Source organism: Enterococcus sp. AZ140 (assembly GCF_051714405.1).
GTDB classification, from domain to species: domain Bacteria; phylum Bacillota; class Bacilli; order Lactobacillales; family Enterococcaceae; genus Enterococcus_B; species Enterococcus_B pernyi.
Window position 1 is genome coordinate 507329 of the sequence record NZ_JBIORU010000001.1, and the last position, 14198, is coordinate 521526.

Sequence of the window (14198 nt, forward strand, 5' to 3'; positions counted from 1 at the left end):
AACTTACCAAAACAAGCCGTAAAAGACAAAGATTTGGTATGTTCTTTTGTCTTTTACGGCTTATGACTATGAGATGGAGGTCACTTTCCTCAATCTCTATTATGATTAAATAAATGTATGGTCTGTTTATACTCCGACGTCTGACCATTCATCTCGTTTTGCTAAAAATTCACGCGCTAAAGCTTGTGCGCCTTCTAACGTATGGTTTGCAGCCCAGCCACATTGGATTTCGTTACTTGCTGGAACTTCTGTTGCTTGTAGCACATCTTCCATCGTTTTTTCTAAAACATCTAAAATATCGTCATAATTTTCATGATTGATGACAGTAAGATAGAAGCCTGTTTGGCATCCCATTGGTGACCAGTCTACAATATAATCTGCATGATTACGGATGTTTTCGGCAGTTAAATGTTCTAAAGAATGCAAACCTGCCATATCCATGTGTTCTTTGTTTGGCTGTTTGAAACGGACATCATATTTGATGATCAAATCGCCATGCTCGCCTTTTTTGCGATCAGCTACACGAACATAAGGGGCTTTTACTTTACGGTGATCTAAATTAAAACTTTCGACATTCATTTTCATATTGAATTACTCCTAACTATCTGATGATTCTTTTTAGGGAAATGAAAATCCTCTAAAAAGATTGGGTCGATTTATCTAAATTCTAACACTTATTGCAGGTCAGGTGTAGAAAACTGATTGATTTTTTTTCAATTCTTTAAAGATAAAATGGATCAGTGATTTTTCAATTGAGTAAAGGCTTGGTTCAAATCATCTAAAAGATCTTGGGCGTACTCGATTCCTACGGATAAACGAATCAATCCGTCTTTGATTCCAGCTTTTTCGCGTTTTTCTTTAGGTACAGAGGCATGAGTCATCACAGAAGGAATTTCCACTAAACTTTCGACACCACCTAAGCTTTCAGCGAGGATAAATAGTTGCAAAGCTTCTACAAAAGGAATGGCATCTGCGTCGTTTTTCAAGGTAAAGGAAACCATTCCGCTATAGCCGGACATCTGTTGTTTCGCAATTTCATGATTATTATGAGTTGTTAGACCAGGGTAATAGACTGCTTCAACTTCAGGATGGTTCGCTAATAATTCTGCTACAGCATAGGCATTTTTTTGATGTTCTTCCATACGCACACTAAGAGTTTTGATCCCGCGTTGCATCAACCAACTATCTTGTGGACCTAATACGCTACCGATGGCATTTTGATAGTAACCAATTTGTTCCGCCAACTCTTGGTTGTTTGTCGTAACTAATCCAGCAACGACATCACTATGCCCGCCTAGATATTTTGTGCCACTGTGTAAAACAATATCAGCGCCTAATTCTAAAGGTTTTTGAAAGTATGGTGTAGCAAATGTGTTATCCACGATTGTTAACAGGTCATGATTTTTTGCAATAGCAGCCCCTGCTTTCAAATCGGTGATTTTAAGTAGAGGATTACTTGGTGTTTCTAGGTACAAAGCTTTTGTATTGTCTTGAATTGCTTCTTCAATCTGTGCAAGATTACTTGTATCAACGATTGTATACTCTAACCCATTTTTTGTAAGAACATTATCAAATAAACGGAAAGTTCCACCATAGACATCATCGCCTAAGAGAATGTGATCTCCAGATTGAAATAAGGAAAAGACTGCATGGATTCCTGCTAGACCTGAGGCAAAGGCAAAGCCACGAACGCCACCTTCTAAGTCTGCGATCAATTCTTCTAAAGCAAAACGTGTTGGATTACCTGAACGTGAATATTCGTATTCTTTCGGTTGTCCAACTGCATTTTGGCGGTAAGTCGATGTTTGATAGATCGGTACGCTAACTGCACCGGTTGTCGGATCTTCACTAATACCACCATGGATCAATTTTGTTTGAATATGCATAATTATTTCCTCCAATTTCTTCATTGAGTTTATTGTGTCGTTTGTTTCTTACAGATAAATATTTTTTGATAAGTAACGATCGGACGTGTCTGGAAATATGGTCAGGATAGATTGTCCGTTCGGTAGACGTTGTGCTTCTTTTATGGCTGCGGCAAAAGCGGCTCCGCTCGAGCTGCCTACTAATAATCCGTGTTCTTTTGCTAGTTGACGTGTGTAAGCAAATCCTTCAGCATCAGAAATCGTTTCAAATTGATCAATTGTCAACTCACTAAGAAAAGGGGGGACAAATTCAACGCCGATGCCTTCAATTTCGTGCCCATGTGAAGGACCACCATTCAAAATCGATCCTTCTGGCTCAACACCAATCAAGCGAAGTTCAGGTAAACGATCTTTTAGAAATTTTGCGGTTCCAGCAAACGTACCACCACTTCCAATACCGGCAACAAAACTATTGATTGACCCTTCCAATTCTTGAAATAATTCAGGCCCCAATGTTTGGTAATAAGTGGCTGGATTGTCTGGGTTTTCAAACTGCAAGGGAACATAACTATTTGGGATTTCAGAAGCTAATTGTTTACTTTTTTCGATCGCACCAACGATTCCTTCTTCTGTAGGAGTGTGTACGATTTTTGCGCCTAGTGCCTGCATGATTTTTTGTTTTTCTATACTAAATTTTTCTGGTACGACAAAAATTGTTTTTAAATTGAATTTCAAAGCTGCCAGACCTAAACCAATCCCTGTGTTACCAGCAGTTGGCTCAATGATCGTTGTTTCTTGATCGATTTTTCCGCTCTCAAGACCGGAAGTCAATAAATACAAACCTAAACGGTCTTTGATACTACCTCCTGGATTCAAGTATTCCAGTTTTGCATAGATCACGGAATCTTTTGGCATAGGAAAATCTTGCGCAGTAAATTTATAGACGGGTGTATGCCCGATTGCTTCAGTAATTGATGAAATGATCACGAATCCAAACCTCCAAAAAAGTAAAATAAAAAGGAGCTGACTATTTAATCAGCTCCTCGTAAGATCATAAATTGAAAAGACTAAGAAAGAAAACACTTTCACTACAGAAAGAGATCTTTCATTCAACTATGAAGGGCAATTAATAGACATGGCAAACAGTATGCTGTTTTTATACACCATACAACAACAACACTTCAATTGTTTTAAGTAATTGATTGCCATGTTTATCCCTCCAATAATGATTTAATTAAAAATAGCATGAAAAAATAAGAAAGTCAAAGACTATCATTTGAAAAGCAATAATTTCCTAGTTTTATAGACGTTTGTCTGATACAATAAGGGTGATTATGATTAAGAAAAAAAGGAGCAAAAAATAATGATCTCAGCAAGCGATTTAAAAGCCGGAATGACATTTGTCCAAGACGGAAAATTGATCAAAGTAATTGATGCAAGCCATCACAAACCTGGTAAAGGAAATACTGTGATGCGTATGAAGCTAAAAGATGTTCGTACTGGTGCTACTTATGATACGACACTAAGACCAGACGAAAAATTTGAAAAAGCACACATCGATACAAAACCAGTTCAATACTTATACACAATGGATGATACAGCATTCTTTATGGATCTAGAAACATACGAACAATATGAGATCCCTGTAGAAACTGTAGCTGAAGAAATGAAATTTATCTTAGAAAACATGGAAGTTAAAATCCAATTCTTCGGTAGCGAAGTGATTGGTGTCCAATTACCAACAACAGTTGTCTTACGTGTCGTTGAAACACAACCATCGATCAAAGGTGCGACAGTGACTGGTTCTGGTAAACCTGCAACAATGGAAACAGGCTTAGTAGTCAACGTACCTGATTTCATTGAAGCAGATGAATTACTAGAAATCAATACAGCAGAAGGTTCATACGTAAAACGTGCAAAATAACCGAGTGTAGTAAAAAAGCTTTTAAGCAAGATGCTTAAAAGCTTTTTTTTATATTATTAAGCAAACAATGTTTGTAGTTTTAAATGATGGACTTCTAACAGTCGTTGATACAGATTTGTCTCAAAGTCTCTATAATGACAAAAATCAAGGACTGTATACTTAGAAGAATCAAGACCATTAGGAATCAGCAGGGGGGAACCAAAGATGAAAAAGTCATATTCTTCAGTGATGGGAAGCGTGAGTCGCTCGATATCTACAAAGGGGATCTTCTTGCCTAAATTCAAGATTTCTGCGGAGATCAGATGCTCAGAGACGTTGACAAACCCAACTTTCAATTTATAGTTTTCATCGATTTCTGAATAATACGGATAAAGTAAACAGGCTTGTAGAAAGGCTAATTCACTTACGCATGATTTCAGCCATGTGTAGTTTTTTCGTTGTGCGACCTTTTTCCAAAATCCTTCGATTTTGATTGTCAAGATACGTAAAAGTGGATATTTATCTTGAATATAAGAAGAGATAAATAGTGTGGTCAAAGGGATTTTTTGTTTGAACATGCTAAAGTTACCGATGGATAGATAGAGATTCAAAAGTAAAGCGGGCTCTTTTTTAAAATGGAATGTACCGATAAATGTCTGACAATGCTCCTGAAATTCCTCTAAAATAGTTTTGATCTCATTGCTCGGTTGTTGATAGGAATGGTGAACGATCGGCACACGGATATCTTGATCAGAAGTAAGGAACGGCCAATAATAGAACAAATAAAACAAAGAGTTTACTTCTAAGATATCTAAACGAAGATCCGCAATTTTGAAGAAGTCGTAAAAAAAGTCAATGTTTGTTTCACTGGGAATAAAGGAATCTCTCGATAATCGATAGATATCCGTAAAATGATTATTTTCGATCCTCAGCAAACAAATCAGACAATGGAGACTAGCTTGTTTTTTTCCTAAGTCGAACTTATTTTTGAGCTGTGGACCTTCGTGCTTATAAATCAATGCGCGAACTTCTTGGCTGTAAGGAATGCTATCGAGACTTTCCCCTAATGAAACAAACCAAAAGAAATTGAAAAAGATGATACGAATCAGCGTTTCAGAACCAGATAAGATAAGATTCGACAAATTCAAGTTGATATTGTATTCCTTCAGATATTCAGCCAATTTTTTTGTTTGTCGAAAACATGTTGAGCGGCTGATAAAATGGCGATTGCAAAAAGCTGCAAGATCTTCATCTTGTTCAGTCAGAAGACTGATCAATAATTTATAAGGAACACTTTCTGTTGATAGGAAATGTTGGTATTGGGTATATTGAACAAGTTGTTCAGGAATGGATAACTTGTTTTTAGTATGTAACAGTTTAATATCAGTAAATTGTTCTAAATCATCTTGTATAGCACATAGGATTTTTTTGAAACGGGTCGGACTGAAATAGAAATCTAAGTTTTCTCGTACATGATCTAAACTATATTCCCCCGGCCATAAGGTCATTATCTTTCCATACACATTTAATTTCATTCTTGCATGGTCATCTAATAAAATTTTTTCAATCAATTCTTCACCTTCTTTTTATATTTTTATTATTAATACCGTATTTATTTTTCCTTGTAAATACTTGTCTCAATTTTCTAAAAAAACTCTACCGGATTTAGAAATATTTTTTTAAAATTTGTCTCAAAATTATTGCTCAATGAGTATATTTTGTGAGAGAAAAGAATAATAAATCGGTTTTAAATAACTAATCATTCAATGTATTCGTTTTACTATATCAAATTTAAAGCTCCTTAAAATAACTGTAATTTAATAGTTAGAGACAAAAGAGAAGAGAACTAGAAAGATTAGTGAATTTTTTCTTTTTTTTATATTATCTAATTGAATTTTAAAGTTTTTCTAAGGAGGTATCCATAAATGAAGAAGCGAAATTATTTCATCGTTTTCTGTCTATTTTCTCTATTTTTCGTCACCTATTTCTATTTCCAAAAAGGAAAGACTGTGGCAGCTAATGAAGAGGCAACCATTGAAGTCTTAAATAATGAATATGGCAAAGTAAGTATTAGGAAAATAGATCGTCAGCTAACGGTCGTGTATCGATTAAATGAGCAAACACAAGAAAACAGATTTTTATTCCAGTTACATCCAAAAGATGCACCTGAAACGAATCTGCTTTCCTCTTATGTTTCTCAGGAATATCAAGAATACACAGATGAGCAACAACGAAAATGGCTAGCAGGTGATTTTTCTCAAGCCATTGAAGAAAAAGAATTGACCATTGAATTGCCGAGTACGAGCAAAGAATTTCAACTCAATATTCAGATAGAAGAAAAAACGGGTCAGTTACTTTTATCTGACCCAGCTTCCTTTTCATTTTCTATAGATAACGAGAATCAGGAAACTGCACAAACGAGTGAACCAACGTCTGAAACCACGACTTCTTCTGAAAACAGTGAGGTGTCGGATGATTCATCGATAGCTAAAAACGAATATCGTCCGTTTGAACAACCAAAATTATTCAATGAACAGTTGAAACCGAAAGGGTTAGCGACGATTGAACCGGAATATACCACAGATGAGCAAGGAACCTATCCGCAAGCGATGTGGCAACCGGAAAATGACGAGAATGTACGAAATCATCAAGGGAATCGTCATGGTCAATCACAATGGGATGGATTGACGAATTGGGATGGTGACCCAACCAATCAAAACAATTCTTATATTGAATATGGTGGGGAAAAAGAAGAAGCCGATTACGCAATCCGTAAATTTGCCAAAGAGACAGCGACTCCTGGATTGTTTGACTTGTATCTGAATGTTCGAGGAAATACCCAAAAAAATATCCCTCCTTTAGATGTCGTTCTGGTTGTTGACTGGTCTGGCAGTATGAATGAGGACAATCGTATTATTGAAGTGAAGAATGGGATTGATCGATTTGTCGATACCTTATCAGAAAGTGGTGTAACGGAAAAAATCAATTTAGGTTATGTTGGTTTTTCTAGTGAAGGCTACGACAATCGAACGATACCGATTGCAGGATTTGATTCTGTAAAGGAAGAAATCCAAGCAGCCACACCTGATTCAACAAGTGGTGGTACGTTTACTCAAAATGGTTTACGTCAGGCAGGCGAGATGTTGTCTGAACAAAATGGTCACAAAAAGGTGATCGTTCTTTTGACTGATGGTGTTCCGACATGCTCCTATCACGTATCAAGTGTGGTGACTGAAGAGGACGTTAGTTATTATGGCGCGACTTTTAGCAATCAAGTCGATCATCCCGAATATACTTCAAAAATTTCCCCGCCTTATCTTGTACCTGTTAGAGACCAATATTCACAATGGCGTTGGATCAATTCAACGTTTACAGCAACGATTGGTGAAGCAATGGCATTGAAACAACGAGGAATCGAGATCCATGGCTTGGGTATACAGTTGCAAGGAGATGAAACTGAAGGCATCACGAAAGAGGAAGTAGAACGTCGAATGCGTAAGATGGTTTCCACTGGCGAAGACGGCACGGCATATTATGAATCTGCCAATGAGTCTACAGATATTGCTGATTATCTAGCCAAAAAAGCTGTGCAGCTTTCTGGAACAGTCGTTGATGGAAAAATCACTGATCCAATCATTGATCCATTTGTTTATCAACCAGACAGCGCTTCTGTTACAAGTGTAGGGACAACCCCTCTATCGATTGAGCCACTTCTCTCTATTGATGGGCAAACGATCAACGTCGATAAAATCTATTTAGAAAAAGGGCAAGAAATCCAACTACATTATCAAGTGAGACTCCAAACAGAAAGCAAAATGTTCGAGACTGATACTTGGTATCAAATGAATGGGCAAACAATCTTCCAACCAACGAGCAACCCAGATGTTCTTGCTAAATTCGGTGTGCCGTCAGCCAAAGCACCAGGTGTATCTCTTGATTTTTTCAAAGAATGGGAAGAATTTGATCAAGATACGACGACTCGACCAGAGAAAGTGATTTACGAAATCAAGCGAACAGGAATCACCGAAACATCTAGTTGGGAAAGTGGCTATGTACAATTAAGTAAACCGGAAGAGGAGAACACCAATGTTTGGGAGCGAACCAATATCACCAAACTTCTAGCGTCCAGTGAAGCGTCTCGTGAAACCCTCAGCTTGCCAAAACACAACAATCAAGGGCAAGAATTTCACTATGAAGCGGTGAATGAGTTAGATGTACCAGGATATCAATCAGAAAAAGTCAACGCAACGACTTGGAAAAATAAAAAACAATTTGTTCCTTTAGATTTAAAAATAACCAAGAAAACTTCGTCAGCTGACCATCTCCTAAAAGGAGCAGTGTTTCAACTAACGATTGAAGGTCAGGAGATTCAGCTGATCGACCATGAGGATGGTACCTATTCATTGCCAGAAGGCACACGCCTTGAAAAAGGAAAATCTTATACATTGACAGAAATCAGTGCACCTGCTGGACATGAAAAATCGGAAAAGCAGGCGTGGGAAATTGCTATTTCTGACAATGGGGAAGTAACAGTGGACAAACAACAAGCTACAGTCACTGATCAAGTGATCCAATTGACGATTGAGAATCCATTTGCAGACCTTCCGATAGCCATAAGAAAATATACCGAAAAGGACAAACAAAAAATCAATCTGGCAGGAGCAACTTTTGCTTTACAAATAAAAGGAGAAACAGGAACCTATCATACACTGAAAGAGGAAGTTACCGCGTCATCAGGATTGGCAGAATTCGTGATACAAAAAGCGGGTGAATATCGCTTAGTAGAAACAGCAGGACCGCTTGGTTACGATACGATTCCAGGAAACTATGAATTTAAAGTTGACCCTTACGGTACGATTCTCTATGACGGAGAAAATGTAGAGGAAGATACCGTTTGGACATTGACGCATATGAATCAAATCAAACCTTTTGATTTAACAGTCCTAAAGCAAACGGATACAGGACAGGTGTTAAAAGGGGCAGTCTTCCGACTATCCGGTTCAGATGGACAGGTTGAATTACCAAACGACGATAAAGCAACTGATACATTTGTTTTTGAGAACCTAAAACCGGGTGAGTACACGTTGGAGGAAATCAAAACACCAGAAGGTTATCTGGGGTTAGAGCAACCCGTACAGATCGTTATCCAAACGGATGGAAAAGTAACTGTAGATGGTGAACCATCAGAAATCCAGTTACAAACTGATCATACGAACAACCAAATCCATTTGGTCATCACCAATCAGGCATTGATCCCACTGCCTGAAACCGGAGGATCTGGCCGACTTGGCTTCCTATTATTAGGTATCCTTGCGATTGTTTCATTTGTCGTTTATTTAAGGGGGATGAGACGAGGAGGCATTTCAAGTTGACCAAGTATTATTGGTTCTTGCTGTTGTTGCCTTTTCTGTTAGTTGGTGGTGCCAAAACGTGTATCGCCCAAACACAAGAGATGGTCCAGTTGATTGTCCATACTACGCAACCCTCATCAGATAAACAAACGGAATCTCATAAAGCGAGTTTTGCGGTTTACGATGTGACAAAATCATTTTATCAATTACGTAAAAAAGGATTTACTGTCGAAGAAACACAACAAATCATTGCGCGACAAGGTACTTCAGCAGGTTCTTTTCTAATGGAAAAACTGGTGAAGTCGAACAATGATGGAGAAGATGTAGCAATCTTTGATCTACGTGAGTCAACGAATCAAATAGGTAACGTTTATTTAGTGAACGAAACCACTCACATAGCAGATGCGTTTGTAGGATCACAAAATGTAGTCGTGGTTTTGCCTCTTTATGATTCATATGATCACCCACAAAAGGCAATCCATCTCTATCCTAAAATGAACCAAGAGCCATCTGCGATCGTCTTTGAAAAAAAGCTTGTAGAGGAAAAAAACACTTATTCGATTGGTGAAAAGATCTACTATCAATTGGATATCCAGTTTCCAAATGGAATAGCAACTGAAGAAACATGTGTAGTCACTGACAGTGCGACGAAAGAGTTGGAGTTGCTAACTGAATCGCTCAAAGTCCATAGTGAAGAAAAACGCTTGGAAAATCTGACGTTTCATAGCCATAGTCAAGGATTCAGTATTGCGTTTAACGGTCAAGACTTGCAAGATCTGGCAGGTAAAACAGTGAGGATCAACTATCAGATGCGTTTACGACAAGATGCAATCGCTGATCAATCGATCATCAATCAAGCGACATTAGATATCGGAACAGCATCATTGTCACGAAGTACACGTATTCGAACAGGAGGGAAGTGGTTTCAAAAAGTTACAAAAGATAAGGAACAACAGGTGCTAGAAGATGCAATGTTTATGATCAAAAACCAACAGGAAGAATACCTGCATTTGAAAGATGGAAAATATTGCTGGAAAAAACGAGCAAGAGATGCAATAACGCTGACTTCTGATCGAAATGGCTTATTTTCCATCAATGGCTTAGCAGACGGAGAATATTTACTTGAAGAAATCAAAGCACCAAAAGGGTATAAAAGAAATCCTTATGCTGTCTCGTTTGTCGTAAAAAGTATGTCATATGCCATCAATGGACAACCTAGTGAACCTTTGAAAATCACTAATCAGAAACAAGAAACGAGTTTTCTTTTTCCAAAAACAACTGACGAAAAAATAAGTGTTGGTATGATTGGTGGCATATCGATCATAGGTAGTTTCATTATTTATCAAAAGAACAGGAGTAAAGAAGAATGAAGAATAGAAAAAATTTCAAAAAAGTATTACTATGTCTTATTTCATCACTACTTACACTGGTGGCATTACTTCCTAATCCACAAGTGTTTGCTGAAGGAATGGATGCACAATTGGTGATCCACAAAAAGAAAATGTTAGATTTCCCACAACAAGAGATCCAAAATACAGGGAAAGAAATGACTGAATTCAACAACTATCAAGGGTTGGCAGATGTGACGTTCCATGTGTATGATGTCACCGAATCATTTGCTGAAGCAAGAAAAAATGGCGCGACGATTGAAGAAGCAAAAGCGATCGTCCAATCACAGACTTCTGGCACAGCTCTTCTTTCTGGTACCACAGACGCTCAGGGGGATCTTTCTTTAGCATTGCCAAAAAAACAAGCTGGAAAAGATGCAGTTTATGTGATTGAAGAAGAAGCAAAATCAGGAGTAACAGCTGCTGCAAATATGGTTGTGGCATTTCCAGTATATGAACTGATCAAACAATCCGACGGTTCATATCAATATGGGACAGAAGAACTAGACGTAGTTCATTTATATCCTAAAAATGTCGTGGAAAATGAAGGAACGCTGAAGGTCAAAAAAGTAGGTTCAGCAGAAGGTGAAGCACTAAACGGTGCGGAATTTGTCATTGTGAAAGAAGATGCAGGTGTTGCCAAATATTTGCAAGGTGTAGCACAAGGAATGTATACATGGACAACTGATAAATCTAAAGCAAAACACTTTGTGACTGGCAAAAGCTATGAAATCGGTGAAGAGGACGTTGCTGAAAATGAAGCAGAGAAAGGTCAAATGCTCATTACTGGATTAGAAGTTGGCGAATATGTGTTAGAAGAAGTAAAAGCACCTGAAAATGCAGCGATGATCACTGAGCAAACGAAGACACCATTCACAATTGTTGTTGGTAGCCAAACGCCAGTTGAACTTATAGTGAAAAATGATACGACGAAAGTAGAAAAAGAAACGCCGCAATTAGATGGGCAAGACGTAGCAATCGGAGAACCGATCAATTATGAGATCAGCGTCAATATTCCTCTTGGGATCGCGGATAAAGAAGGATCAAACAATAAATATACCACCTTCAAATTGATTGATACACATGATCCAGCTTTAACATTCATGAACCAATCAACGGGAGAAACAGGTTATGCACTTTACGATGGTGAAACGATCATTGATTCAACAAATTACCACGTAACTGAACAAACAAACGGCTTCACAGTAACGATTGAACCAACTTATATTCCTTCATTGACTCCAGGTGGTACGTTGCGTTTTGTTTATTACATGCATTTGAATCAGTTAGCAGAACCAACCCAAGGCTATAACAACGAAGCAAATGTTGATACTGGACATATGACAGATCAAACACCACCAACTGTGGAAGTACTGACAGGTGGGAAACGATTCATTAAAGTAGATGGAGCAGTAGCTGATATCAAACCATTAGCAGACGCTTCGTTTGTGGTACGTGATCAAGATGAAGCAACAGCGAAATATTTGATCATTGATCCAGTAACAAAAGCAGTAGCGTGGACGACTTCACAGGAAGAAGCAACGATTTTCACGACAACAAGTGATGGATTAGTGGATATCACAGGCTTGTCTTATGGTACGTATTATTTAGAAGAAACAAAAGCACCAAACAATTATGTGAAACTAACTGAACGAATTGCGTTTAAGGTCGATCAGCAATCTTATGCTGTTGCAGGTGAATTGGTTGCACCAGAGAAAGTACCAAACAAACACAAAGGGACATTACCAGCAACTGGTGGCAAAGGCATTTCATTGTACATTTTCTTAGGTGTGGTTTTACTGACAATCGTGGGTGCATACTGGCTAAAACGACCAAAAGTTAAATAGTATCAAATGAAGAACAAGTGACTCGCTGAGGAGAATAAAATGAAACAAAAAAAATGGCGTCTGTTAGATCTAATCATGTTCTCGGTATTTTTTATCGGTGTCCTCAGCTTGGCGTATCCTTTTGTCAGTGATACGTTGAATAATTATCTCGACCAGCAGATCATCAAAAATTATCAAAAAAAGGCAAAGTCTGAACATGCGACAGAACTTGCTGAATTACAAAAGCGGATGATCAAAAAAAATGAACAACTGGCATCAAACGTAGCGATGCCAGAAGCAGACCCATTTTCCAAGAAAAAAAAAAATGATCAAAAATCTCAGAAATCGTATATCGAATCACATACCGTTGGTGTTTTGACGATCCCCAAAATCAATGTCAGCTTACCGATTTTTGATCAAACAACGACGAAACTATTGGAAAAAGGCGCTTGTCTGCTCGAGGGCACCTCATACCCGATCGGAGGCAAATCGACACATGCGGTACTTTCCAGCCACCGAGGCTTGCCGCAAGCAAAATTGTTTACAGATTTACCTCAATTAAAAATAGAAGATCACTTTTATATTGAAATCAATGGACAGTATCTTGCGTATCAAGTCGATCAGATTAAAACCGTAGCACCGACAGAAACAGAAGCGCTACAAATCCAAGAAAATCAAGATTTAGTCACACTGGTTACTTGTACTCCGTATATGGTCAACAGTCACCGTTTATTAGTACGCGGACACAGGGTCGCTGTTGAACCAGAAGAAATAAAAGAATCGTTAGAAAAAGTGAAACGGGCGAAGCGTACTGCATTTTTACTCGTAAATGGCTTGATCAGTGTGTTTTTGTTGCTATTTCTTATCATGATGATAAAATATTTTACAAAAGTTATTAAAAAATAATATAGTTTCGGAAACTAGATGATAAAGTTTTTGTAAACAGAACATCTTTCATGTATAATGAAATTGAACAAACGAAATGGAGTGGATCAAGATGGAGATAGAATTTAGCCGAAAGTACCAAATCGTCAATGAAGTATTAAATGCGGTGACCCATGGGATTGCAGCTTTGTTAAGTCTGCTTTGCTTCAATTTGCTGATGGATCGCGCCCATACAACCTTAGATTATGTCGCTTTTGCGATTTATGGTAGTTCTCTTTTTCTGCTATTCTTTTCTTCTACGTTATTTCATAGTTTGATTTTTACGAAAGCAAAAAAAGTATTTCAGGTATTTGATCATTGTTCGATCTACCTTTTGATTGCTGGAACCTACACGCCATTTTGTCTGCTAGTCGTGCAAGGAACGACAGGACTAGTTTTGCTAAGTGTTATTTGGGCGACAGCAGTGATTGGCATCATCTATAAATGTTTGACTTTAACAAAGACAAACAAGGTATCAAAAGTTTCAACGATCATTTACAATGTGATGGGGTGGGCAATCATCGTTGTGCTACCTAAGCTCTATCAGAATATCGATTTGACTGGCTTGCTACTGCTAGTTGGCGGAGGAATCGCCTATTCTGTGGGATCACTATTTTATAGCATGAAAAGCAGACGATTCACCCATGTGATTTGGCATCTATTTGTCATGTTAGGTGCAGCGTTGATGTTTTTAGCAATCTATGTAAGTAATTGATTTAAGGAAAATATGATTCAAAAAACTGACCAATTTATTGGTCAGTTTTTTTGTCTATTTCTAAGAGAATTATGTGAAAATAAATAGTGGTTTTTTATTTTTTGTTTTCTGTATACAATAAAATTGAAAAATTAAACATTTTTGCTGAAAATAGCGATTTAAACTAGACAATTCAAACAATTTTGTTTAATATTATTCAAATAAAATTCAAATTATAATCTAAGGA

The 14198-nt window shown here is 37.6% G+C and carries 10 protein-coding genes; 6 read left to right on the forward strand and 4 right to left on the reverse strand.

Annotated elements, in window-relative coordinates:
• Nucleotides 1-126: 126 nt before the first annotated feature.
• The 3 genes from IGJ39_RS02430 to IGJ39_RS02440 form a co-directional block, all read right to left on the reverse strand.
• On the reverse strand, nucleotides 127-585 hold the full coding sequence (locus tag IGJ39_RS02430; RefSeq protein WP_010736339.1) for an S-ribosylhomocysteine lyase: 459 nt from the start codon (nucleotides 583-585) through the stop codon (nucleotides 127-129).
• Nucleotides 586-737: 152 nt separating this feature from the next.
• Entirely contained in the window at nucleotides 738-1886 is a 1149-nt protein-coding gene (locus IGJ39_RS02435; RefSeq protein WP_023519092.1) for a cystathionine gamma-synthase, read from the reverse strand.
• Nucleotides 1887-1934: 48 nt separating this feature from the next.
• A complete protein-coding gene (locus IGJ39_RS02440; protein WP_195475880.1) occupies nucleotides 1935-2852 on the reverse strand; it encodes a PLP-dependent cysteine synthase family protein in 918 nt (305 codons plus the stop codon).
• A gap of 376 nt (nucleotides 2853-3228) precedes the next feature.
• Between IGJ39_RS02440 and efp the strand changes: the two genes are divergently transcribed.
• Nucleotides 3229-3789: an elongation factor P gene (gene efp / locus IGJ39_RS02445; RefSeq protein WP_010736336.1), complete on the forward strand. Its 561-nt coding sequence runs from the start codon at nucleotides 3229-3231 to the stop codon at nucleotides 3787-3789.
• A gap of 56 nt (nucleotides 3790-3845) precedes the next feature.
• Here efp and IGJ39_RS02450 read toward each other — a convergent pair whose 3' ends face one another.
• Entirely contained in the window at nucleotides 3846-5339 is a 1494-nt protein-coding gene (locus IGJ39_RS02450) for a helix-turn-helix domain-containing protein (protein ID WP_195475878.1), read from the reverse strand.
• 354 nt (nucleotides 5340-5693) lie between these two features.
• On the opposite strand from IGJ39_RS02450, the gene IGJ39_RS02455 reads away from it, so the two are divergent.
• The 5 genes from IGJ39_RS02455 (at nucleotide 5694) to trhA (ending at nucleotide 13972) form a co-directional block, all read left to right on the forward strand.
• Nucleotides 5694-9140 carry a vWA domain-containing protein gene (locus tag IGJ39_RS02455; protein ID WP_065096266.1) on the forward strand — a complete coding sequence of 1149 codons (3447 nt, stop codon included), beginning with the start codon at nucleotides 5694-5696 and terminating at the stop codon, nucleotides 9138-9140.
• Nucleotides 9137-10489, forward strand: coding sequence for an isopeptide-forming domain-containing fimbrial protein (locus IGJ39_RS02460; RefSeq protein WP_023519095.1), 1353 nt, complete (start codon nucleotides 9137-9139; stop codon nucleotides 10487-10489). The genes IGJ39_RS02455 and IGJ39_RS02460 overlap by 4 nt, the downstream gene beginning before the upstream one ends.
• Nucleotides 10486-12354: a SpaH/EbpB family LPXTG-anchored major pilin gene (locus tag IGJ39_RS02465; protein ID WP_108145929.1), complete on the forward strand. Its 1869-nt coding sequence runs from the start codon at nucleotides 10486-10488 to the stop codon at nucleotides 12352-12354. Before IGJ39_RS02460 ends, IGJ39_RS02465 begins: the two co-directional genes overlap by 4 nt.
• Nucleotides 12355-12393: 39 nt before the next feature.
• Entirely contained in the window at nucleotides 12394-13239 is an 846-nt protein-coding gene (locus tag IGJ39_RS02470; RefSeq protein ID WP_065096265.1) for a class C sortase, read from the forward strand.
• A 91-nt stretch (nucleotides 13240-13330) separates the two neighbouring features.
• Nucleotides 13331-13972, forward strand: coding sequence for a PAQR family membrane homeostasis protein TrhA (trhA, locus tag IGJ39_RS02475; RefSeq protein ID WP_010736330.1), 642 nt, complete (start codon nucleotides 13331-13333; stop codon nucleotides 13970-13972).
• Nucleotides 13973-14198: the final 226 nt, after the last annotated feature.

What these genes read in the sequence shown, in the direction of transcription:
- IGJ39_RS02455 (WP_065096266.1), top strand. Translation starts at nt 5,694, where the DNA reads ATGAAGAAGCGAAATTATTTCATCGTTTTCTGTCTATTTTCTCTATTT.
- IGJ39_RS02465 (WP_108145929.1), top strand. Translation starts at nt 10,486, where the DNA reads ATGAAGAATAGAAAAAATTTCAAAAAAGTATTACTATGTCTTATTTCA.
- IGJ39_RS02470 (WP_065096265.1), top strand. Translation starts at nt 12,394, where the DNA reads ATGAAACAAAAAAAATGGCGTCTGTTAGATCTAATCATGTTCTCGGTA.
- IGJ39_RS02430 (WP_010736339.1), bottom strand. Translation starts at nt 585, where the DNA reads ATGAAAATGAATGTCGAAAGTTTTAATTTAGATCACCGTAAAGTAAAA.
- efp (WP_010736336.1), top strand. Translation starts at nt 3,229, where the DNA reads ATGATCTCAGCAAGCGATTTAAAAGCCGGAATGACATTTGTCCAAGAC.
- IGJ39_RS02435 (WP_023519092.1), bottom strand. Translation starts at nt 1,886, where the DNA reads ATGCATATTCAAACAAAATTGATCCATGGTGGTATTAGTGAAGATCCG.
- trhA (WP_010736330.1), top strand. Translation starts at nt 13,331, where the DNA reads ATGGAGATAGAATTTAGCCGAAAGTACCAAATCGTCAATGAAGTATTA.